This is a genomic window from Arthrobacter sp. RAF14 (genome assembly GCF_052114185.1).
Classification (GTDB): Bacteria; Actinomycetota; Actinomycetes; order Actinomycetales; family Micrococcaceae; genus Arthrobacter_E.
Genome location: NZ_JBFREG010000001.1, coordinates 430,881 through 451,837, shown reverse-complemented (window position 1 = coordinate 451,837; position 20,957 = coordinate 430,881). Strand labels below are relative to the sequence as shown.

22 protein-coding genes are annotated in these 20,957 nt (G+C 66.6%); 7 read left to right on the top strand and 15 right to left on the bottom strand.

Annotation, left to right across the window (positions count from 1 at the left end; genetic code table 11):
• Window position 1: 1 nt before the first annotated feature.
• Complete coding sequence (gene glmS / locus AB4Y75_RS02205) at window positions 2-1,906, bottom strand: glutamine--fructose-6-phosphate transaminase (isomerizing) (protein ID WP_441434258.1); 1,905 nt, start codon at window positions 1,904-1,906, stop codon at window positions 2-4.
• Between the two features lie 83 nt (window positions 1,907-1,989).
• Here glmS and coaA point away from each other — a divergent pair, with 83 nt between their 5' ends.
• The 3 genes from coaA to mscL all read left to right on the top strand — a co-directional run bounded on the left by coaA (window position 1,990) and on the right by mscL (window position 4,283).
• The gene (coaA, locus tag AB4Y75_RS02200) at window positions 1,990-2,940 is read left to right on the top strand and encodes a type I pantothenate kinase (RefSeq protein ID WP_441435239.1); all 951 of its coding nucleotides are present in this window, start codon (window positions 1,990-1,992) and stop codon (window positions 2,938-2,940) included.
• Complete coding sequence (locus AB4Y75_RS02195) at window positions 2,940-3,770, top strand: M15 family metallopeptidase (RefSeq protein ID WP_441434257.1); 831 nt, start codon at window positions 2,940-2,942, stop codon at window positions 3,768-3,770. Before coaA ends, AB4Y75_RS02195 begins: the two co-directional genes overlap by 1 nt.
• A 135-nt stretch (window positions 3,771-3,905) precedes the next feature.
• Complete coding sequence (gene mscL, locus AB4Y75_RS02190) at window positions 3,906-4,283, top strand: large conductance mechanosensitive channel protein MscL (protein WP_441434256.1); 378 nt, start codon at window positions 3,906-3,908, stop codon at window positions 4,281-4,283.
• A 92-nt stretch (window positions 4,284-4,375) separates the two neighbouring features.
• Here mscL and glmM read toward each other — a convergent pair whose 3' ends face one another.
• From glmM to AB4Y75_RS02135, 11 genes are all read right to left on the bottom strand, one after another.
• Window positions 4,376-5,734, bottom strand: coding sequence for a phosphoglucosamine mutase (glmM, locus tag AB4Y75_RS02185; RefSeq protein WP_441434255.1), 1,359 nt, complete (start codon window positions 5,732-5,734; stop codon window positions 4,376-4,378).
• Between the two features lie 319 nt (window positions 5,735-6,053).
• Window positions 6,054-6,560 carry a 30S ribosomal protein S9 gene (gene rpsI / locus AB4Y75_RS02180; RefSeq protein WP_307497761.1) on the bottom strand — a complete coding sequence of 169 codons (507 nt, stop codon included), beginning with the start codon at window positions 6,558-6,560 and terminating at the stop codon, window positions 6,054-6,056.
• Window positions 6,561-6,597: 37 nt separating this feature from the next.
• A complete protein-coding gene (rplM, locus tag AB4Y75_RS02175; RefSeq protein WP_066211456.1) occupies window positions 6,598-7,041 on the bottom strand; it encodes a 50S ribosomal protein L13 in 444 nt (147 codons plus the stop codon).
• A gap of 256 nt (window positions 7,042-7,297) precedes the next feature.
• Window positions 7,298-8,188 carry a tRNA pseudouridine(38-40) synthase TruA gene (truA, locus tag AB4Y75_RS02170; RefSeq protein ID WP_441434254.1) on the bottom strand — a complete coding sequence of 297 codons (891 nt, stop codon included), beginning with the start codon at window positions 8,186-8,188 and terminating at the stop codon, window positions 7,298-7,300.
• Between the two features lie 29 nt (window positions 8,189-8,217).
• Window positions 8,218-8,757 carry a 50S ribosomal protein L17 gene (gene rplQ / locus AB4Y75_RS02165; RefSeq protein WP_370957838.1) on the bottom strand — a complete coding sequence of 180 codons (540 nt, stop codon included), beginning with the start codon at window positions 8,755-8,757 and terminating at the stop codon, window positions 8,218-8,220.
• A gap of 68 nt (window positions 8,758-8,825) precedes the next feature.
• Window positions 8,826-9,836 carry a DNA-directed RNA polymerase subunit alpha gene (locus AB4Y75_RS02160; protein ID WP_066211477.1) on the bottom strand — a complete coding sequence of 337 codons (1,011 nt, stop codon included), beginning with the start codon at window positions 9,834-9,836 and terminating at the stop codon, window positions 8,826-8,828.
• A 127-nt stretch (window positions 9,837-9,963) separates the two neighbouring features.
• Window positions 9,964-10,365, bottom strand: a complete 402-nt coding sequence (rpsK, locus tag AB4Y75_RS02155; protein ID WP_066211479.1) for a 30S ribosomal protein S11 — start codon at window positions 10,363-10,365, stop codon at window positions 9,964-9,966.
• 54 nt (window positions 10,366-10,419) lie between these two features.
• Window positions 10,420-10,797 (bottom strand): 30S ribosomal protein S13, encoded by a 378-nt coding sequence (gene rpsM, locus AB4Y75_RS02150; RefSeq protein ID WP_441434253.1) that lies wholly within the window; start codon window positions 10,795-10,797, stop codon window positions 10,420-10,422.
• 180 nt (window positions 10,798-10,977) lie between these two features.
• Window positions 10,978-11,091 (bottom strand): 50S ribosomal protein L36, encoded by a 114-nt coding sequence (gene rpmJ, locus AB4Y75_RS02145; protein WP_011775570.1) that lies wholly within the window; start codon window positions 11,089-11,091, stop codon window positions 10,978-10,980.
• A 57-nt stretch (window positions 11,092-11,148) separates the two neighbouring features.
• Complete coding sequence (gene infA / locus AB4Y75_RS02140; RefSeq protein ID WP_009358723.1) at window positions 11,149-11,370, bottom strand: translation initiation factor IF-1; 222 nt, start codon at window positions 11,368-11,370, stop codon at window positions 11,149-11,151.
• A gap of 231 nt (window positions 11,371-11,601) precedes the next feature.
• Entirely contained in the window at window positions 11,602-12,594 is a 993-nt protein-coding gene (locus AB4Y75_RS02135; protein WP_441434252.1) for a P1 family peptidase, read from the bottom strand.
• A 260-nt stretch (window positions 12,595-12,854) separates the two neighbouring features.
• On the opposite strand from AB4Y75_RS02135, the gene AB4Y75_RS02130 reads away from it, so the two are divergent.
• From AB4Y75_RS02130 to AB4Y75_RS02115, 4 genes are all read left to right on the top strand, one after another.
• Window positions 12,855-13,838 carry a carbohydrate ABC transporter permease gene (locus AB4Y75_RS02130; protein ID WP_441434251.1) on the top strand — a complete coding sequence of 328 codons (984 nt, stop codon included), beginning with the start codon at window positions 12,855-12,857 and terminating at the stop codon, window positions 13,836-13,838.
• Window positions 13,835-14,704 (top strand): carbohydrate ABC transporter permease, encoded by an 870-nt coding sequence (locus tag AB4Y75_RS02125; protein WP_441434250.1) that lies wholly within the window; start codon window positions 13,835-13,837, stop codon window positions 14,702-14,704. The genes AB4Y75_RS02130 and AB4Y75_RS02125 overlap by 4 nt, the downstream gene beginning before the upstream one ends.
• An 83-nt stretch (window positions 14,705-14,787) precedes the next feature.
• Complete coding sequence (locus tag AB4Y75_RS02120) at window positions 14,788-16,134, top strand: ABC transporter substrate-binding protein (protein ID WP_441434249.1); 1,347 nt, start codon at window positions 14,788-14,790, stop codon at window positions 16,132-16,134.
• A 351-nt stretch (window positions 16,135-16,485) separates the two neighbouring features.
• A complete protein-coding gene (locus AB4Y75_RS02115; protein WP_441434248.1) occupies window positions 16,486-17,946 on the top strand; it encodes a chlorohydrolase family protein in 1,461 nt (486 codons plus the stop codon).
• A 104-nt stretch (window positions 17,947-18,050) separates the two neighbouring features.
• Here the strand turns inward: AB4Y75_RS02115 and map are convergent, their stop codons facing one another.
• The 3 genes from map to secY all read right to left on the bottom strand — a co-directional run bounded on the left by map (window position 18,051) and on the right by secY (window position 20,914).
• The gene (map, locus tag AB4Y75_RS02110; RefSeq protein WP_441434247.1) at window positions 18,051-18,881 is read right to left on the bottom strand and encodes a type I methionyl aminopeptidase; all 831 of its coding nucleotides are present in this window, start codon (window positions 18,879-18,881) and stop codon (window positions 18,051-18,053) included.
• A gap of 132 nt (window positions 18,882-19,013) precedes the next feature.
• Window positions 19,014-19,598 carry an adenylate kinase gene (locus AB4Y75_RS02105; protein ID WP_441434246.1) on the bottom strand — a complete coding sequence of 195 codons (585 nt, stop codon included), beginning with the start codon at window positions 19,596-19,598 and terminating at the stop codon, window positions 19,014-19,016.
• A gap of 5 nt (window positions 19,599-19,603) precedes the next feature.
• Entirely contained in the window at window positions 19,604-20,914 is a 1,311-nt protein-coding gene (gene secY / locus AB4Y75_RS02100; RefSeq protein ID WP_441434245.1) for a preprotein translocase subunit SecY, read from the bottom strand.
• Window positions 20,915-20,957 lie beyond the last annotated feature (43 nt).

Below are 20,957 nucleotides of genomic sequence, written 5' to 3'. Positions count from 1 at the left end.
CTTATTCTACGGTCACGCTCTTGGCGAGGTTACGCGGCTGATCCACGTCGTAACCCTTGGCCTCGGCGAGAGCCGCGGCGAAGAGCTGCAGCGGCACCGTGGTCAGGAGCGGAGCCAGCAGCGGCGGGGTCTCCGGGACGTAGAAGACGTGCTCGGCGTAGTCCACCACGTCCGTGTCGCCTTCCTCGGCGATCACGATCGTCCGGGCGCCACGGGCGCGGACTTCCTGGATGTTGGACACCACCTTGGAGTGGAGCGAGTCGCGGCCGCGCGGGGACGGCACCACCACGAAGACCGGCTGGCCTTCCTCGATCAGCGCGATCGGGCCGTGCTTGAGCTCGCCGGCGGCGAAGCCCTCGGCATGGATGTACGCGAGCTCCTTGAGCTTGAGCGCGCCTTCCATGGCGACCGGGAAGCCCACGTGACGGCCCAGGAACAGCACCGACTTGGCCTCGGCCATGTCGCGGCCCAGGGACTTGATGTCCTCTTCACGCTCCAGGATGGCGGAGATCTTGGCCGGGATCTTGCCGAGGTCGGACAGGATGTCCTTGATCTCGCCCTTGAACTTGTTACCGCGCAGCTGTGCCAGATAAAGCCCCAGCAGGTAGGCGGCGGTGATCTGGGCCAGGAACGCCTTGGTGGACGCCACGGCGATCTCGGGTCCGGCGTGCGTGTAGAGCACGGCATCGGATTCACGCGGGATCGTGGAGCCGTTGGTGTTGCAGATCGCCACGGTCTTGGCGCCCTGCTCACGGGCGTAGCGCACGGCCATGAGGGTGTCCATGGTCTCGCCGGACTGGGAGATGGAGACGATCAGGGTGTTCTCGTCCACGATCGGGTCGCGGTACCGGAACTCGTGGCTCAGCTCCACCTCGGTGGGGATGCGGCACCAGTGCTCGATCGCGTACTTGGCCACCTGGCCGGCGTATGCGGACGTGCCACAGGCCAGCACGATGATCTTGTTGACGGACTTCAGCAGCTCGGGGTCGATGCGGACCTCGTCGAGCGTCAGATTGCCGTGGGAGTCGGAACGGCCCAGGAGGGTGTTGGCCACGGCCTCGGGCTGATCGTGGATCTCCTTCTCCATGAAGGACGGGTAGCCGTCCTTCTCGGCGGATGCCGGATCCCAGTCCACGTGGTACTCGCGGCCCTCGGCCGGGTTCCCCTGGAAGTCGGTGATCTCCACGGTGTCCGGGGTGATCGTCACGATCTGGTCCTGGCCCAGCTCGACGGCGCGACGGGTGTAGTCGATGAAGCCGGAGACGTCCGAGCCGAGGAAGTTCTCGCCGTCGCCGAGGCCCACCACCAGCGGAGAGTTGCGGCGGGCGGCCACCACGGCCTCCGGCGCATCGGCGTGAATGGCGAGCAGGGTGAAGGCGCCTTCGAAACGCTGGCAGGCCTGGCGCATCGCCTCGGTGAGGATCGCGGTGCCGGAGTCGCCGGACATGGCGCCGTCCGCGAGCTTGCGGTACAGCCGGCCGAGGAGGGCGGCGGCCACCTCGGTGTCCGTCTGGGAGAGGAACTCGATGCCCTGGGCGAGCAGCTCCTGCTTGATCTCCGAGTAGTTCTCGATGATGCCGTTGTGGATGAGGGCCAGCCGGCCGCCGTCCGCCAGATGCGGATGCGCGTTGAGATCGGTGGGGCCACCATGGGTGGCCCAGCGGGTGTGCCCGATCCCGGTCAGGGACTCAGGCAGGGGGTGCGCTTCGAGCTCGCTCAGCAGGTTCGCCAGCTTGCCGGACTTCTTCCGGGCGGCGACACCGCCTTCTTCGAGCACGGCGACACCCGCGGAGTCGTATCCACGGTATTCAAGACGACGAAGGCCTTCCAGCACCACGCCGAGGGCGGAGCGCCCCGCTTCCTCGGCGGTGGTGGACCGACCGGTGTATCCCACAATTCCACACATGCGCACAAGCCTACCGGCCCGGGCGTGTGCATTTCATTCTGGCCTCGCCTGCGGGCAGAATCTCTTAGGTGAGTTTGCACCGCATGGACAACCAGGGCGACGGCGTGTCCCCCTTCGTGGAGCTCGACCGCCAGACCTGGTCGCGGTTGGCCGCTCAGATGGAGCAGCCGCTGAACCAGGAGGACCTGGACCGCCTGCGCGGACTCGGCGACCCCTTGGACATGGCCGAGGTCCGGGATGTGTATCTTCCCTTGTCACGCCTGCTTCACCTGTACGTCGAGGCCGCCGGACAGCTGCACTCCGCCACCACCACGTTCCTGGGCGAGCGAACCCAGCGCACGCCGTTCGTGATCGGCGTGGCAGGTTCGGTGGCCGTGGGCAAATCCACCATCGCCCGCGTGCTCCGCGAGATGCTGCGGCGCTGGCCCGGCACCCCCAATGTCGAGTTGATCACCACCGACGGTTTCCTGTACCCCCTGGCCGAGCTGCGCCGTCGTCAGCTCCTGGACCGCAAGGGTTTCCCCGAGTCCTACGACCGGCGCGCCCTCCTGCGGTTCGTCGCCGCCATCAAGGGCGGCGCCGAGGAAGTGCGGGCCCCCTGGTACTCCCACGTCACGTACGACATCGTGCCGGGACGCGAAGTGGTGGTCCGCCGGCCGGACGTGCTGATCGTGGAGGGTCTGAACGTCCTCGCCCCCGCGCAGATCCGTCAGGACGGGCGGCTCGGCCTCGCCCTGTCCGACTTCTTCGACTTCTCCATCTACGTGGATGCGAAGACCCAGTACATCGAAGAGTGGTACGTGGACCGCTTCCGCAAGCTCCGCACCACGGCGTTCTCCCAGCCGGAGTCGTATTTCCACCGCTACGCCTCGCTCAGCGACGCGGAAGCCGAGGAGACCGCCCGGGACATCTGGAAGCGCATCAACGAACCGAACCTCGTCCACAATGTGCTTCCCACCCGCGGCCGGGCCCAGCTCGTGCTGACCAAGGACCCGGATCACTCGATCCGGCGGATGCTGCTCAGGAAGGTCTGATGGAACCACGACGGAGAGATCTTCTGCGGGCCGGTCTGCTGGGAGCCGGGGCGCTCGGCCTCGCCGCCTGTTCGCCGACGACGCCGCCCCAGGGGTCCGCGACGGCCTCAGGCACCGCTGCGGGCGGCGTCTCCGCCTCCGGTTCCCGTCCGCCGTCGCCATCCGTCTCGCCGTCGCCTTCCGTGAAGCCCGTCCCGAAAGCCCCCTACCTCTCGTCGCCCGGCGCCCGGCACTCCTTCGATGACCCACGGAGTCCGTGGGTGGTCGTCAACAAACACCGGCCGCTGCGCCCGGTGGATTTCATCCCGCCGGATCTCCGTGCCCCCGCGGTCGCCTCCACGGCCCAGGGCGAGCTGGCCCTGGTCAACGCGACCACGGCGACGGCCGCGGAGAAGATGTTCGCTGCGGCGTCTCAGGACGGCGTGGGGCTGGTCCTGGCCAGCGGATACCGTTCCTACACCACTCAGGTGGGGCTGTATCAGTCGTATGCCGACGCCCGCGGCACCGCCAGTGCAGACACCGCTTCGGCCCGTCCGGGGTACTCGGAGCACCAGACGGGATGGGCGTTCGACATCGGGGACAGCGGCGGAGCGTGCGCCTTCGTCCCGTGTTTCGCATCACAGCCCGCCGCCGTCTGGGCGGCCAGGAGGGCGCACGAATTCGGGTTCATCGTCAGATATCAGATGGACATGGAGGCGGTGACGGGGTACCTGGCGGAGTCATGGCACCTCCGGTACATCGGCGTCGAGGCCGCTCAGGACATGCATTCCCGGGGCATCAAGACGCTGGAGCAGTACTTCGGTCTGCCCTCCGCGCCGGGCTACCGGTAGCCCGCGAAAAACTGTCAAACGCCAGCCGCGACGGTTGCGAGGAGTGTGCAATTTTGTCACTCGCGGACACGCCGTTCGGAGAAAAGTAAGCTTTAAGCCACCTGATCGGGCGCTGGATGCGCTAGTTTGGGGCTTATGCTCAAGGGTTTCAAAGAATTCATCATGAAGGGCAACGTCGTCGATCTGGCCGTTGCCGTCGTTATGGGCGCCGCCTTCGGTGCGGTCATCACCGCCCTCGTCGAGAACATCCTCATGCCGCTCATCTCCCAGTTGGTCGGCTCTCCCAACTTTGACAGTTTCCTCGTCTTCGGCCAAGTGAAGATCGGCGTGTTCCTCACGGCACTCATCAACTTCCTACTCATCGCCGCCGCCATCTACTTCGTCGTCGTCCTGCCGATGAACCACATGATCGCCCGGCGCAACGCCAAGCTCGGCATCAAGGAGGAGGAAGAAGCGGTCGATCCGCAGATCGCCCTCCTCACCGAGATCCGCGACTCCCTCAAGAATCGCTGACCGTCTGAGCTTCTCCCCCTGACACTTCTCCCCGGAACGACGAAGGCCGCCACCCGAACGGGTGGCGGCCTTCGTCGTCGTCGAGCGGGGACTCAGGACGTCGGCTCGAGCGCCAGGTTGTCCTTGACGATGGCGGCGAGTTCCTCGCAGACGCGGGTGGCGGTCTCCATGTCGGCGGCCTCCACCATGACCCGGACCACGGGCTCGGTGCCGGAAGGGCGCAGGAGCACGCGGCCGGTCTCCCCCAGTTCCTGCTCGGCGCGCGCCACAGCTGCAGCCACCTGGGGATCCTGCGTCGCCCGGGCCTTGTCCACGCCCTTGACGTTGATCATGAGCTGCGGGAGCTTCTTCATGGCCCCTGCCAGCTCCTTGAGGCTCTTACCGGTGCGGGCCACCTGTGCAGCCAGCTGGAGCCCGGTGAGGAGGCCGTCACCGGTGGTGGCGTAATCCGCGAAGATCACGTGCCCGGACTGCTCGCCTCCGAGGTTGAAGTCACCCTCGCGCATGCCCTCCAGGACGTAGCGGTCGCCCACCGCGGTCTCCTTGATGGTGATGCCGGCTTCGCGCAGGGCGATCTTGAGACCCAGGTTGCTCATCACCGTGGCCACGAGGGTGTCCTGCCGGAGCTGACCGGCCTCCTTGAGGGAGAGTGCCAGGATCGCCATGATCTGGTCCCCGTCCACCTCGTTGCCTTCGTGGTCCACCGCGAGGCAGCGGTCGGCGTCGCCGTCGTGGGCGATGCCCAGGTCCGCTCCGTGCTCCAGCACGGCGGCCTTCAGCTGACCCAGGTGCGTGGAGCCCACGCCGTCGTTGATGTTCAGGCCGTCCGGATCGGCGCCGATGACCACGATGTCAGCTCCGGCGTCCTTGAACAGCTCGGGGGAACAGCCGCTGGCGGCGCCGTGCGCGCAGTCCAGCACGATCTTGAGGCCCTCCAGGCGCTGCGGGGCGATCGAACGCAGGAGATGCAGGATGTAGCGGTCCTCGGCGTCGGAGAAGCGGCGGATGCGACCCACCCCGGCTCCCTGGGGGCGCTCGAAGCCGAGTTCCATCTGGGTCTCGATCGCGTCCTCGACCTCGTCCGGCAGCTTGTGGCCGCCGCGGGCGAAGAACTTGATGCCGTTGTCCGGCGCCGGGTTGTGGGAGGCGGAGATCATGACTCCGAAGTCGGCCTTCAGGTCCGCCACGAGGAACGCGGCGGCCGGGGTGGGAAGGACGCCCGCGTCGTAGACGTCGACGCCGGAGCTGGCGAGACCCGCCTCGACTGCGGCGGAGATGAACTCGCCGCTGGCCCTCGGATCGCGCGCGACGACGGCGCGTGGCCGGCTGCCGTTGCTGTGGTTGTGCCCCAGCACCACGGCCGCAGCCTGAGCCAGCTGCATGGACAATTCAGCGGTCAGCAGTCCGTTCGCCAGGCCTCGGACACCGTCGGTTCCAAATAATCTAGACATCGGATCGATTCTAGCCGACCACGCCCTCCATGGCGCAGACAGATCGCCGGAGGCCTCCTCCCGGCGTCCTGCCTCAAGGGCCGTCCCGACGGTCCGCCCCGCGCCCACTGGAACCGTTTTCCCCGGTCGGATGGACATTCCCCACCGCTGAAGCGCGGGGGAAGGTCCACCACCCCGAGGAACAACAAAAAGCGGCCCGCACAGCGAACCGCTTTCGTCGAAGGCCGACAAACCAGCGCTTGTGGAGCCAAGCGCTCAATCGCGCCGAGGCACCAAAAAAGCGGCTCGCGCTGCGAGCCGCTTTTTTGGTAGGCGCGATTTAGCGCTTGGAGTACTGCTGTGCCTTACGGGCCTTCTTGAGACCGGCCTTCTTACGCTCGATGACGCGGGCGTCACGAGTCAGGAAGCCTGCCTTCTTGAGGGTCGGGCGGTTGTTCTCGACGTCGATCTCGTTCAGGGAACGAGCGATGCCGAGGCGCAGCGCACCGGCCTGGCCGGAGGGGCCACCACCGTGGATGCGGGCGATGACGTCGTAAGCGCCCTCGAGCTCGAGGATGCGGAACGGCTCGTTGACTTCCTGCTGGTGCAGCTTGTTCGGGAAGTAGTTGTCCAGCTCGCGACCGTTGATGGTCCACTTGCCGGAACCCGGAACAACGCGCACGCGGGCGATTGCTTCCTTACGACGGCCGACACCGGAGCCGGGCACCGTCAGGGCCGGGCGCTCCTTCTGCTCGGAAGCCTGCGCCGGGGCGCTCTCCGAGGTGTAGCTGGTGGGGATTTCCTCGGCCTCGACGGCCTCGGTGGTCAGTTCTTCGTTCTGAGCCACGATTCTCCTTGAAAACTAAGTTGGGTGGTGGCCAGGACTACTGGGCGACCTGGGTGATTTCGAAAGTCTGGGGCTGCTGAGCGGCGTGCGGGTGCTCAGCACCGCGGTACACCTTCAGCTTGGTCAGCTGAGCGGCAGCCAGGGAGTTCTTCGGCAGCATGCCCTTGACGGCCTTCTGCACGGCCAGAACCGGGTTCTTCTCCAGCAGTTCGGCGTAGTTGACGCTCTTGAGGCCGCCCGGGTAACCGGAGTGGCGGTAAGCGCGCTTCTGCTCGAGCTTGGCGCCGGTCAGGGCGACCTTCTCAGCGTTGATGATGATGACGAAGTCGCCCATGTCCATGTGAGCGGCGAAGGTCGGCTTGTGCTTGCCGCGCAGGAGATTGGCGGTGTGGCTGGCAAGACGGCCCAGGACGACGTCGGTTGCGTCAATGACGTGCCACTGGCGATCAACATCGCCGGGCTTCGGGGTGTACGTACGCACGGTGTATGCCTCGTTCTTGTTCTGGCGTTCAAAGTAGTTTCAGCAGGCGTGAGTTCCTGCTGAAGGGTTCCTGTGCGACCGGATAAGAGGTGAGGGCTCTTGGGAACCAGTGAGACCCGAAGCTCGATAGCGCGACCGGATTCACGATCCATGCAACAGAATCATCCGGCCGGCACCCAACATCGAGAGGGCACACGCACAACGACTTAAAACTTTATCGTTAATGACCCGTTCAGGCAAAAGCGCCGGACCGGCCCTAGTCCCGGAGCGCCCGGGTCTGCTCGGCCCGCTCCCTGAGCTGGTCGTCCTCGGGGTACGCCACGTACTCCAGGACCAGGGGATGCGCCGGGGCCAGGACCGACCGGGAGTCGCGCCGCTTCTCCAGCAGCCGTTCCCAGAGCCAGGGCGGCGGCTCCGCCCCCTCCCCCACTTTCAGGGTGGCTCCGATCAGCGCACGCACCATGTTGTGGCAGAACGCGTCGGCCTGGATGTGCGCCGTGATGATCCCGTCCGCGCCCCGCTCGAAGTCGAAGCGCTGAAGTTCGCGGACCGTGGTGGCCCCTTCCCGGGGCTTGCAGTAGGAGCGGAAGTCGTTGAGTCCCAGCAGCAGCGCTGCGCCGCGATTCATCGCTTCAGTGTCCAGCGGCTTCTTGTGCCACAGCACCGTGGCACGCTCCAGCGGGTCCCAGTGCCGCGCGTCGTCGGCGATGCGGTAGCTGTAGCGGCGCCAGAGGGCGCTGAAACGGGCGTCAAAGCCGTCCGCCGCGATCTCCACCGTGTGGACGACGACGGCGCCGCTCAGCTCGCCCAGGACCCGCGCCAGGGCGCCGCTGAGCCGGCGCAGCAGAGCCCTGGGGGCGTCCTCGGCGCTGCCGCGGCCCACGCCTTCCCATTCGGCCTCGGTGGTGTCCCAGTGGACCACCTGGCCTCGCGAATGGACACCTGCGTCGGTGCGGCCGGCGACCGTGAGACGCACAGGCCGCCGGAGGATCATCTCGAGCGCCTCCTCCAGCGCTCCCTGGACCGTGAGCAGGCCGGGCTGGACGGCCCAGCCGCGGAAGGGGGCGCCGTCATAGGAGAGGCCCATCCGGATACGAAGAAACCCGCCGCCACCTGATGGGGTGACGACGGGTTCCTCGAACTGCATAGACCAAAGTCTACTGGGTGGAAGGCGCCTTACTTGGCGTCCTTCTCCTCAGCTGCTTCCTCGGTGGCCTCTTCGGCGACGGGAGCCTCAACGGTCTCCTCGACGACCTCAGTGGTCTCCTCGGCCGGAGCCTCCACAGCGGCTTCCTCGGCCGGAGCGGCCTTCTCGGCAGCCTGGGTGGCCTCGGCCACGACGGCCTGCTTCGCGGAGAGCGGCTCGAGCACGAGCTCGATCACGGCCATGGGGGCGTTGTCGCCCTTGCGGTTGCCGATCTTGGTGATGCGGGTGTAGCCGCCGGGACGGTTCTCCACCTGCTTCGCGATGTCGGTGAACAGCTCGTGGACGATGCCCTTGTCGCTGATCAGGCCGAGAACGCGGCGGCGGGAAGCGAGGTCGCCACGCTTGGCGAAGGTGACCAGACGCTCGGCGTACGGCTTCAGGCGCTTGGCCTTGGTGACCGTGGTGGTGATGCGCTTGTGCTCGAAGAGCTGAGCGGCCAGGTTCGCGAGCATCAGGCGCTCGTGAGCCGGGCCACCGCCCAGGCGCGGACCCTTGGAGGGGGTAGGCATAGTTCTATCTCCTAGATGGGTGGTTTCACCGGACCATCAATGGCCCGGGAGAACCAAAATCTGCTTTATCAGGCTTCTTCGTCGCTGAAGGTTGCGTCGTCCTCATCGATCGCAGCCGCGCGGGCGGCCAGATCGAATCCGGGAGGCGAATCCTTCAGAGAGAGACCCAGTTCAACAAGCTTGGCCTTGACCTCGTCGATGGACTTGGCACCGAAGTTCCGGATGTCCATCAGGTCGGCCTCGGAACGCGCCACGAGTTCGCCCACGGTGTGGATGCCCTCGCGCTTGAGGCAGTTGTAGGAACGGACGGTGAGGTCCAGTTCCTCGATGGCCAGCGCCATGTCGGCTGCCAGGGCAGCGTCCGTGGGCGACGGGCCGATTTCAATGCCCTCAGCGGCAACGTTGAGCTCACGGGCCAGACCGAAGAGTTCAACCAGCGTGGTGCCGGCCGAAGCGACGGCATCGCGCGGGGCGATGGACTGCTTGGTCTCGACATCGACCACGAGCTTGTCGAAGTCGGTGCGCTGCTCGACACGGGTGGCCTCCACGCGGAAGGTCACCTTCATGACGGGCGAGTAGATCGAGTCGACCGGGATACGGCCGATCTCGGAGTCGCCTGCCTTGTTCTGAGCAGCGGACACGTAGCCACGGCCACGCTCGATGGTCAGTTCGAGTTCGAACTTGCCCTTGGAGTTCAGGGTCGCGATGTGCAGGTCCGGGTTGTGGAATTCCACGCCGGCCGGCGGAGCGATGTCCGCAGCGGTGACGACACCGGGGCCCTGCTTGCGCAGGTATGCGACAACCGGCTCATCGTGCTCGGAGGACACCGAGAGGTTCTTGATGTTCAGGATGATCTCAGTGACATCCTCCTTCACACCCGGAACAGTGGTGAACTCGTGCAGCACGCCGTCGATCCGGATGCTGGTGACAGCAGCGCCGGGGATCGAGGAGAGCAGGGTACGACGCAGGGAATTGCCGAGAGTGTAACCGAAGCCCGGCTCCAGCGGTTCGATGACGAACCGGGAGCGGTTTTCGGAAACGACCTCTTCAGTGAGGGTGGGGCGCTGTGCAATGAGCACTTATGTTTCCTTTCAGCGAGCATCCGCTATATGACGCAACACAGGTAGTGGAAATCGACGTCGTTCCGTCGGTCATGCCGTCACCGCCGCCCAAGGCGGTGATGACGGCATGACCAGGCCACAGCTACTAGACGCGGCGGCGCTTCGGCGGACGGCAGCCGTTGTGAGCGCTCGGGGTCACGTCCTGGATGGAACCGACCTCGAGGCCGGCGGCCTGCAGCGAACGGATGGCCGTCTCGCGGCCGGAGCCCGGGCCCTTCACGAACACGTCCACCTTGCGGAGACCGTGCTCCTGCGCGCGCTTCGCGGCAGTCTCAGCGGCCATCTGCGCGGCGTACGGGGTGGACTTACGGGAGCCCTTGAAGCCGACCTCACCGGCGGAAGCCCAGGAGATCACAGCACCGGACGGGTCCGTGATGGACACGATGGTGTTGTTGAAAGTGCTCTTGATGTGCGCCTGTCCAAGCGCAATATTCTTCTTGTCCTTCTTACGCGGCTTGCGGACAGCGCCACGAGTCTTCGGGGGCATGCTTTTCTCCTACAGAAAGTTTCTTGGGAAACCCGGAGCTAAACCCAACAGGGTTTAGCGGCCGGCCTTCTTCTTGCCTGCGACGGTCCGCTTCGGACCCTTACGGGTGCGAGCGTTGGTCTTGGTGCGCTGACCGTGGACCGGCAGGCCCCTGCGGTGACGCAGACCCTGGTAGCTGCCGATCTCGACCTTGCGGCGGATGTCAGCGGCCACTTCGCGGCGAAGGTCACCCTCAACCTTGTAGTTGCCCTCGATGTAGTCACGCAGCTGAACCAGCTCAGCGTCACTGAGGTCCTTGACCCGGACGTCCGGGCTGATGCCGGTGGCAGCCAGGGTTTCCTGTGCACGGGTCTTGCCCACGCCGTAGATGTAAGTAAGCGCGATAATCAACCGCTTTTCGCGGGGGATGTCAACGCCAGCGAGACGAGCCATGTTTGGCGGTACTCCTTGATTGAACCGGAGGTCGTAGGCAGTACACCCGCAGTTTCACTGCGGCCCCAGCCTCCGACCGGGGGTTAGCTGTCCGGGCCCATACGTCCCAGCGCAGCTTGTGCTGCCTTATCTATTACTTGCGTGGGCAAGCAGTCCAGTGAGTTGGTCCCCGAAGGGGAATCAGCCCTGGCGCTGCTTGTGGCGCGGGTTCTCGCAGATCACCATGACCCGGCCGTTACGGCGGATCACTTTGCACTTGTCGCAGATCTGCTTGACGCTCGGCTTGACCTTCATGGCTTTCCTTTGCGTGTTTGCAGTTGTCCCTGCCACAGCGGACTGTGGCAGCGGTCTTTACTTGTAGCGGTAGACGATACGACCCCTGGTGAGGTCGTAAGGGCTCAGCTCCACCACCACGCGGTCCTCCGGGAGGATCCTGATGTAGTGCTGACGCATCTTTCCAGAGATGTGTGCCAAGACGATGTGCTTGTTCGTCAGCTCAACACGGAACATCGCGTTGGGCAGCGCTTCGGTCACCACGCCTTCGATCTCAATGACCCCGTCCTTCTTGGCCATATCCTCCGCTAACTGTTGTGCCGCAAAGCACGGGCGTGCTCAGCAGGCAATGGGTGTTTTCCTGTGGGATCATTCCCACAGGCTGCCAGTCCATGCATTCCCACCCTGAAGTGGGCCGACCCGACACACTCGAGAGTGCAGAGGGCATGACGGAACAGACAACCAACCATCAACTGTACGCCATCCGGTGCCAGAAGTTAAATCGGGTCATGATAGCCGCCCTCCGACGGATCACGCACCCCCGCCGCCGAATGCCGGAAACGTCCCGGCAGGTGTCGTGACGCCTTCCGCCTGGGCGACGCCGTCGAGGATCGCGAGCCGCACCGCCTCGGCTGCCGCGCTCTGCAGACCGATGAGGAACGCCGTCCGGGCAGCCGGGTCGAGGGCCGTCCAGACCGCCGACCCGCCGGTCGAAAGCGCGAACACCGTGTCCCCGTCGGCCAGGGTGTGACTCGGGTTCAGCGCCCGCGCGAGCCCGGCGTGGGCCGCGGTCGCGGTGCGCTTGCACTGGGCGACATCCAGGGCTGCGTTCGTCACGACGACGGCGAGCGTGGTGTTGAGCGAACCGGCGTCCGGCGCGGATTCGGGCGCCTCCGCCTGCGGGTCCGCGGAAATCCTCCGGCTCACTGCTGCGCCTGTCATCGTTGCCGGGAACTGCGGCACTCCCAGCGCATTGACGATCGCGAGCGCTCCGACCACGATGCCGCCGTCCAGGTGGATCGCCGAGGTGCCGAGTCCGCCCTTGTACTCGCCCCGGGCGACTAGCGCGCCGGTTCCCGCGCCCACCGTGCCGCGCTCGACGTCGTGCCCCGGCTCGCGCGTTCCGGCGTCGCGCGCCGCCTGGTACCCCATGTCCAGGCCGGGCCGGGCGAGGAAGTCACCGCCGCGCCCCAGGTCGAAGATGGCGGCGGCCGGGACGATCGGCACCATGCCTCCCACCACGGGGAATCCCAGGCCCTGTTCCTCGCACCAGAGCTGCGCGCCGCCCGCCGACGCCAGACCGTAGGCGCTGCCTCCCGTCAGGACCACGGCGTCCACGGTCGGAACCATCGTGCTGGGATCCAGGGCATCGGTCTCGTGGGTTCCCGGGCCGCCTCCCCGGACATCCACCGAACCCACGGTGCCGGGCGGCGGCAGCACCACCGTGACACCACTCAGCCAGCCCTGCCCGATCCGTTCCGCATGTCCCACCCGAACGCCGGGCACCTCGGTGATCCGTCCCATGGCTTCATTGTCCTCCGGAACTCCAGCCCCGGCGAGGATTCCGGCGCTGGGGAAGGCGTTCGGGAGCCTGCGCAACTGGGAGCCGCCCCTCGTTTGTGAACGCGAGGTGCCACTTCGGTGACCGGTCGGCGAACCCGTCCTGAAGTGTCCGGGAACTCTGCCCCGAACGCGCGGAAACCGGCCGTCGGACGGTTCCGGCTGTGGTGAAGTGAGCTTGTCCTGCGCGTCCTGACGCAGGCGGAAACGACCCAGATTCCCTGATGACTGATACTGAGATCCCCCTTGCCCAGCGCCCCGCGACGCAGGCCCCTCCCCGGGCCTCCGCCGGCGCTCCCGCCCCCTCGGCGGCCGGACGGAAACGCGGCTGGAGCCCCCGGCGCCGTCGTGACTTCCTGGTGTTCCTCGCCTTCGCCGCACCGAACCTCGTGCTGATCGGCGTGTTCACCTACCTGCCGCTGCTGAACAACATCTACTACTCGACCCTGGACTGGACGCTCGGCTCGGCCGAGGCCACCGTGGTCGGATTCGGCAACTACCTGACCTTCTTCACCAGCCCGGACGCCCCGCGCGTTCTGGGGACCACCGCGGTGTTCACCGTCCTCACCGTCGGCGGGTCCATGGTGCTCGGACTCCTGGTGGCTCTCGCGCTGAACGCGAAGGTCAAGGGCACCACGTTCGCCCGCGCCGCCGTGTTCGCCCCGTACGTGCTGTCCGGTGTGGGTGTCGGCCTCGTCTGGCTGTTCATCTTCGACCCCGGCTACGGCGTCCTGGCCTGGATCCTGCGCGGCGTCGGACTCAAGAGCCCGGAGTGGATCAACGATCCCCAGCTCGCGCTGGTCATGGTGATCGTGGTCTACGTGTGGAAGAACCTCGGCTACTGCGCGGTCGTGTTCCTCGCCGGGCTGCAGTCGCTGCCCACCGAGGTGATGGAGGCGGCGTCGCTGGACGGCGCCAACGGAGCACGCCGGTTCCTGAGCATCTCGCTGCCGCTGCTCTCCCCCACCACGTTCTTCCTGCTCATCACCACCATGATCAGCTCACTCCAGGCGTTCGACCTGATCCGGATCATGACGCCCCTGGGCAACGGAACCAGCACGCTCATCTACGAGGCCTACCTCCAGGCCTTCGGCGCCTACAACCGCGCCGGGTACTCGGCGGCCATCTCCGTGGTGCTGTTCGCCATCCTTCTGGTGGTCACCGTCCTCCAGCTGCGTTTCGTGGAGAAGAAGGTGCACTACGCATGAGCACTCTGACCGACAGCCGTCCCCGCGCCCTCAGCCGGAAGAACCTCGCGGCCACCCTCGCGGGCGGCTACGTCCCGCTGGTCCTCGCGACCCTGGTGGTCTTTCTCCCCCTGCTCTGGATGGTGCTGAGTTCCTTCAAGCAGCCCGGTGAGATCGTCACCACGGACCTGAAGATCCTGCCCCAGGCACCCACCCTGGACAACTATCACACGGCCATGACCACGGTGCCGTTCGGGCAGTTCTTCGCCAACAGCGTCATCGTCACGGCCGTGGGCTCCGCCATCAAGGTGAGCCTGGCGATCCTGACCGCCTACGCCCTGGTGTTCGTCCGTTTCCCGTTCAAGAACGTGGTCTTCGTGATCATCCTGGTGGCCCTCATGGTGCCCGCTCAGGTCTCCATCCTGCCGAACTACATCCTGATCGCCGGCCTGGGCGGGAAGAACACCCTCTGGGGCATCATCCTGCCGGGGCTCGGCACCGCGTTCGGCACGTTCCTGCTCCGCCAGCACTTCCTCACCCTCCCCGGCTCCATCCTGGAGGCGGCCGAGCTCGACGGCGCGGGGCACTGGCGGCGGCTGTGGCGGATCGTCGTTCCGGTCTCCATCCCCTCGATCGCCACCGTCGGCCTGGTGACCGTGGTCAGCGAGTGGAACGACTACATCTGGCCCCTCATCATCACGGACCGACCCGAGAGCATGACCCTCCCCGTGGGCCTCACGCTCCTCCAGAACTCGGAGAGCAACGGGGCAGGCTGGGGCATCCTCATGGCCGGTTCGGTCCTCGTCATCCTGCCCGTCCTCAGCATCTTCGCCATGCTCCAGCGCTACATCGTGGCAGGCCTCACCCAGGGCAGCGTCACGGGCTGAACCTCCGCTCCACCCCGGGGAGGCGCGCCGCCCCCTCAGTCACCCTCAGCAACCGCATCACAGCACCACTGAAAGGTCACCCCATGAACTCCTCACTGCGCCGTCGTCAATTCCTCGGCCTCTCCGCCGCTGCGGCCATCACCGCCGCCCTCGCCGCCTGCGGCGGTCCCTCCACCGGTGGAGGCGGGGCCACCCAGGCCGCCGCGGACACGGACTTCACGGGGGTGAAGCCGGCCGCCAGCTTCGATTTCTGGTCCACCCACCCGGGCAAGTCCCAGGACGTGGAGAAGCAGCTGATCGAGAAGTTCCAGGCCAAGCACCCGGACATCAAGGTCAACCTCATCACGGGCGGCAAGGACTACGAGGAGATCGCCCAGAAGTTCCAGACGGCCCAGGCCGCCAAGAGCGGACTGCCCGCGCTCGTGGTCCTCTCCGACGTGTGGTGGTTCCGCTACTACATGAACAAGAGCATCATCCCGCTGGACAGCCTGATCAAGCAGCTGGACTTCAGCATGTCCGACTTCCGCGAGACGCTCGTGGCGGACTACGGCTACGACTCGAAGCAGTGGGCCATGCCGTACGCGCGCTCCACCCCGCTCTTCTACTACAACAAGGATCACTTCAAGGCCGCCGGTCTGCCGGACCGTGCCCCGAAGACCTGGGCCGAGTTCGCCGAGTGGGCGCCGAAGCTCAAGGCCGCGTCCAAGGCGCAGTTCGCCTTCATGTACCCGGCCCTCGCCGGCTACGCGGGCTGGACCCTGCAGAACAACCTCTGGGGCGAAGGCGGCGGCTGGTCCAAGGACTGGGACATCACGGCCGACTCGGACGCCAACGTGAAGGCGCTCCAGTTCGCGCAGGACTCCGTCTACAAGGACGGCTGGGCCGGTGTCTCCTCCAAGGACTCCGCCGATGACTTCGCCGCGGGCATCGCGTCCGCCACCCTGTCCTCCACCGGCTCCCTGGTGGGCGTGCTGGAGAACGCCAAGTTCAACGTGGGCGTCGGTTTCCTTCCCGGCGGCTCCGCCACCCAGAACCCGGTCTGCCCCACGGGCGGCGCCGGCCTCGGCATCCCGGCGGGCGTACCGAAGGATCAGCAGCTCGCCGCCGCCACGTTCCTGAAGTTCGTGACCGAACCGGAGAACACCGCGCTCTTCTCGGCGGCCACCGGCTACATGCCCACCCGCAAGTCGGCCGACATGACCGCCGCGCTGGCCAAGACGCCGCAGATCAAGATCGCCATGGACCAGCTGGCCGTGACCCGCAAGCAGGACAACGCCCGCGTCTTCCTGCCGGGCGCCGACCAGGAGATGGCCAAGGCCGCCGCCGCGATCCTGACCCAGAAGGCGGACGTGAAGAGCAGCCTCTCCACTCTGAAGGGCACCCTCGAGGGCATCTACACCAAGGATGTGAAGCCGAAGCTCGGCAAGTGATCCCCCCGGGATCCGCTCGTTCTCCTCTGAATCCCACCCGGTGCTGAGCGCGGGACGGGAGGGGGAAACGGCGGGGAGCCCGACCGCGGAACGCACGACGACGGCGGCGGCCACCCGAACGGTGGCCGCCGCCGTCGTCGTCCCTCCTCAGGTGTGGCAAGGGCGGCGCCGTCGGGGAGATAGCACGACTGGGCTATGTGAACGCCAGCCCGGGTCCCGGCTGGGCCGGTCTGGTATCGGCGGCAGGCCCCGGCTGGTCCCGGCCGCCGCCCGGTGCCATCCTGGACGGGCGGAGTTCCGCACTGACGCGTCCCGTCCGGGGCCGTGCCCGACCATCTGAGGAGCCCCCGAGTGATCACCCGCATCAAGGCCGCCTTCATCATCGGCTACGCCGACGGTGACCACCGCATCCTGCCGGACGCCGAGCTGGTCCATGAGGACGACACGATCCTCTTCGTCGGCCGCGGCTATACGGGGCCCATCGACCGCGAGATCGACGCGGGTCTGTCGATCGTCTCCCCCGGCTTCATCGACCTCAACGCCCTCGCCGACATCGACCACGCGATCTTCGATTCCTGGCACGGGGCCGACACCCGGCTGGGCCTCCTCTGGTCCGAGGAATACCTCCGCGACCACGCACCCGTCTTCACTCCGGAGCAGGAACGCTTCCGCCGCGAGTTCGCCCTGGCCCAGGTCGCCCGGAACGGCATCACCACCCTCATGCCGATCGCGGCGGAGAGTTACCTCGACTGGTGCGAGGACTATGACGACCTGGCGAACACCGCCTCGGCCGTGGAGGCCATCGGGCTGCGCGCCTATCTCGGCCCCAGCTACCGCACGCACGTCCCCTATACGGACGGGGAACGCGTGCTCCTGCACGAGGACGAGCAGAAGGGCCTGGATGGGCTCGCCGAGGCGATCCGCTTCGCGAAGGACCACGACGGGCGGGCGGACGGCCGCATCCGCGCCGCGCTCCTGCCCGCCCGGATCGAGACCCAGACCGAACGGACACTCCGACTGACGCGCCAGGCCGCGGACGAGCTCGGCATCCCGGTCCGCCTGCACGCCGCCCAGGGCCTGTCCGAAGTGGAGACCATGCTGGCACGCACCGGGCTCCGCCCCCTCCCCTACCTCCACTCGATCGGATTCCTCGCCGAGCGGACCTTCATCCCGCACGCCTGGACGGTGCCGGGTCACCGCCACATGCCTCCGGAGTTCGGCGACGGCGACGACCTCGCGCTGCTCGCCGAGAGCGGGACCAGCGTGATCTTCTGCCCCATCCCCTCCGCCCACTACGGCAGCGTGCTGGAGGATTACGATTCGTACCGGGCGCGGGGCATCCGGGTGGTGATGGGCACCGATTCGGCGCCACCCGACATGATCCGCGGACTGGACCTGGCCATGGCCATGCAGAAGAGCAGCACCGCGGACCGGGCCGCCGCCCAGGCCGGCGATCTGTTCCGCTCCGCCACCCTCGACCCGGCCGATGCGCTCGGGCGTCCGGACCTGGGACGCCTCGCGCCCGGCTGCCAGGCGGACTACTTCGTCCTGGATCTCACGGGCCCGCACCTCGGACCGTACGCGGATCCGATCCGCACGATGGTCCTGAACGCCGACGGCCGGGACATCAACCGCGTGGTCGTCGCCGGACGGACCGTCGTGGAGGACGGCGAGATCGTCACCGTGGACACGAGCGACCACCGCCGCCGGGCCCAGGAGTTCCTGGACCACTACATCGCGTCGCTCAGCCTGTCCGACCACGCCCGCCGCCCAACCGAAGAACTCCTTCCGCCGAGCTTCCCATTCGCCTGAGCCGCCGCTCCCCCGCCGAGGTGACAGTTGAGGCCCCCGACCGGTCCGGTCGGGGGCCTCAACTGTCACCTCGCGTCAACGCGATGGCGCACGACGGCGCGTGCTCACGCCGGGATCGGCACCACGGTCACGCCCAGCTTGGACAGCTCGGAGGCGCCGCCGTCGGGCGCCGTGAGGACCCAGATGCCCTCGCGGTGCACGGCCACCGAGTGCTCCCACTGCGAAGCCCGCGCGCCGTCAGTGGTGACGACCGTCCAGTCATCCTCCAGCACGGCGGTCTCGAGGCCGCCGCGGACGAGCATCGGCTCGATGGCAAAGCACATGCCCGGCTTGATCTTCGGGCCGCGGTGCTTGCTCCGGTAGTTCAGGACATCGGGAGCCATGTGCATCTGGGATCCGATTCCATGGCCGCAGTAGTCCTCCAGGATGCCCAGCGGCTTGCCCTTCTGCGCCGACACGTAGTCGTCGATGGCGTCGCCGATGTCGCCCACGTACTTCGCGGTGGCCAGCGCCGCGATCCCGTGCCACATCGCCATGCGGGTGACCTCGGAGAGCCGTTCGTCCTCCGGATCGCCCTGGCCCACGATCACGGTGCGCGCCGAGTCGGCGTTCCAGCCGCGGACGATGCAGCCGCCGTCGATCTTCACCACATCGCCCGGTTCCAGCGCCCGCGGACCGGGGATGCCGTGCACCACCTCGTCGTTGACCGAGGCACAGATGTGCTTGGGATAGCCGTGGTAACCCAGGAAGTTGTACTGGGCGCCCGCCTCGTCGACCACTGCCGCGAAGACGGCGTCCAGCTCATCGGTGGTGACACCCGGAGCGACCGCGGCCACCGCCGCGTCCAGGGCACGGCTGAGGAGCTCGCCTGCCTCCTGCATGATGCGCATCTGGGCGTTGGTCTTGTATTCGATCCGGGGAGAGTGGAATGCCACGGGTGTTCCTTCGGTTCCGGCCGCGGGTCACGCGGCCTTCGGGGCTACTGGTTTCGGGGAGGGCGCTGGTTTCAGTCGCGCCGGCCGAAAAGTCATGCCCCCGGAGCTTCTCCGGGGGCATGTCAGGTGTTGCTAGGCGCTGGCGGCTTCGTCCGCCACGGCCTCTGCGATGGCTGCCATCACACGGTCCGTGACCTCGTCGATGGCTCCGATGCCATCCACACGGCGGAGGATCCCGCGTTCCGCGTACTTGCCCACCACGGCTTCGGTCTGCTCGTGGTAGAGATCCAGACGGTGCCGGATGACGGTCTCGTTGTCATCGCTGCGGCCCGTTTCCAAGGCCCGGCCCAGCAGGCGGGTGACGAGTTCCTCGTCGTCCGCGGTCAGCTGGAGCACCACGTCCAGGCGCGTGCCGGAAGCGGAGAGGATCTGGTCCAGCTCGTCCACCTGCGCCACAGTGCGCGGGTACCCGTCGAGCAGGAAGCCCTCCGCCACGTCGTCCTGGCTCAGCCGGTCACGGACCATGCGGTTGGTGACCGAGTCCGGGACGAAGTCGCCGGCGTCCATGTACTTCTTGGCTTCCAGGCCCAGCGGGGTCTCGCCCTTGACGTTGGCGCGGAAGATGTCGCCGGTGGAGATGGCCACCACACCGAGACGGTCGGAGATCCGCTCGGCCTGCGTTCCCTTGCCGGAGCCGGGAGGACCGATAATCAGCATTCTTGTCATCGCAAGAGCCCTTCGTAGTGCCGTTGTTGAAGCTGCGCGTCAATCTGCTTCACCGTCTCCAGCCCGACACCGACCATGATGAGGATCGACGTGCCGCCGAAGGGGAAGTTCTGGTTGGCCTGGACCAGGACCAAGGCCACCAGAGGGATGAGCGCAACAATGCCGAGGTACAGCGCACCTGGCAGGGTGATCCGGGACAGGACGTACTGCAGGTACTCAGCAGTGGGACGGCCGGCCCGGATACCGGGAATGAAGCCACCGTACTTCTTCATGTTGTCCGAGACCTCTTCAGGATTGAAGGTGATGGACACGTAGAAGTAGGTGAAGAAGATGATCAGCAGGAAGTACACCGCCATGTACAGCGGGTGATCACCCTTGGTGAGGTTGTTGTTGATCCACACGACCCATTCAGGGATCGGACGGCCGTCCGTGGGGGTGTTGAACTGAGCGATCAGCGCCGGCAGGTACAGGATGGAGGACGCGAAAATCACGGGGATCACGCCGGCCATGTTGACCTTGATCGGAATGTACGTCGTGGTGCCGCCCACGGTGCGCCGCCCCACCATACGCTTCGCGTACTGCACGGGGATGCGGCGCTGGGACTGTTCGACGAAGACCACGAGTGCCACGGTCACCAGACCGACGAGCAGGACGGCGATGAACGTGCCCCAGCCCTTGGCTCCGATGATGCTGTTCATCGCCGGGACGAAGCCGGCCGCGATGGAGGTGAAGATCAGCAGGGACATGCCGTTGCCGATGCCCTTCTCCGTCACGAGCTCGCCCATCCACATGATGAGGCCGGTGCCTGCGGTCAGCGTGATGATGAGGAGGATCGTGGTAATGATGCTGTTGTCCGGGATCAGCGGCAGGGAGCATCCCTGGAACAGCTGACCGGAACGGGCCAGCGACACCAGCGTGGTGGCGTTCAGGAGGCCCAGGGCGATCGTCAGGTAACGCGTGTACTGCGTGAGCTTGGTCTGCCCAGAGGCGCCTTCCTCATACAGTTCCTGGAACCGGGGGATCACCACGCGCAGCAGCTGCACGATGATGCTGGCGGTGATGTACGGCATGATGCCCAGCGCGAAGATGGAGACCTGAAGCAGGGCGCCACCCGAGAACATGTTCACCATCTGCTGCAGGCTGCTGTTGCCCGCCGTCAGCTGGAGACACTGCTGAACGTTGTTGTAGCTCACACCCGGTGCCGGGATGAACGCGCCGAGCCGGAAGATCGTGACGATGCCAAGAGTGAACAGCAACTTGCGTCGCAAGTCAGGGGTCCTGAAGGCACGGCCGAATGCGCTGAGCAAGCGTCCTCCTGAGGGATCTGTGAGGTAAAGGAGAGTGGGTTCC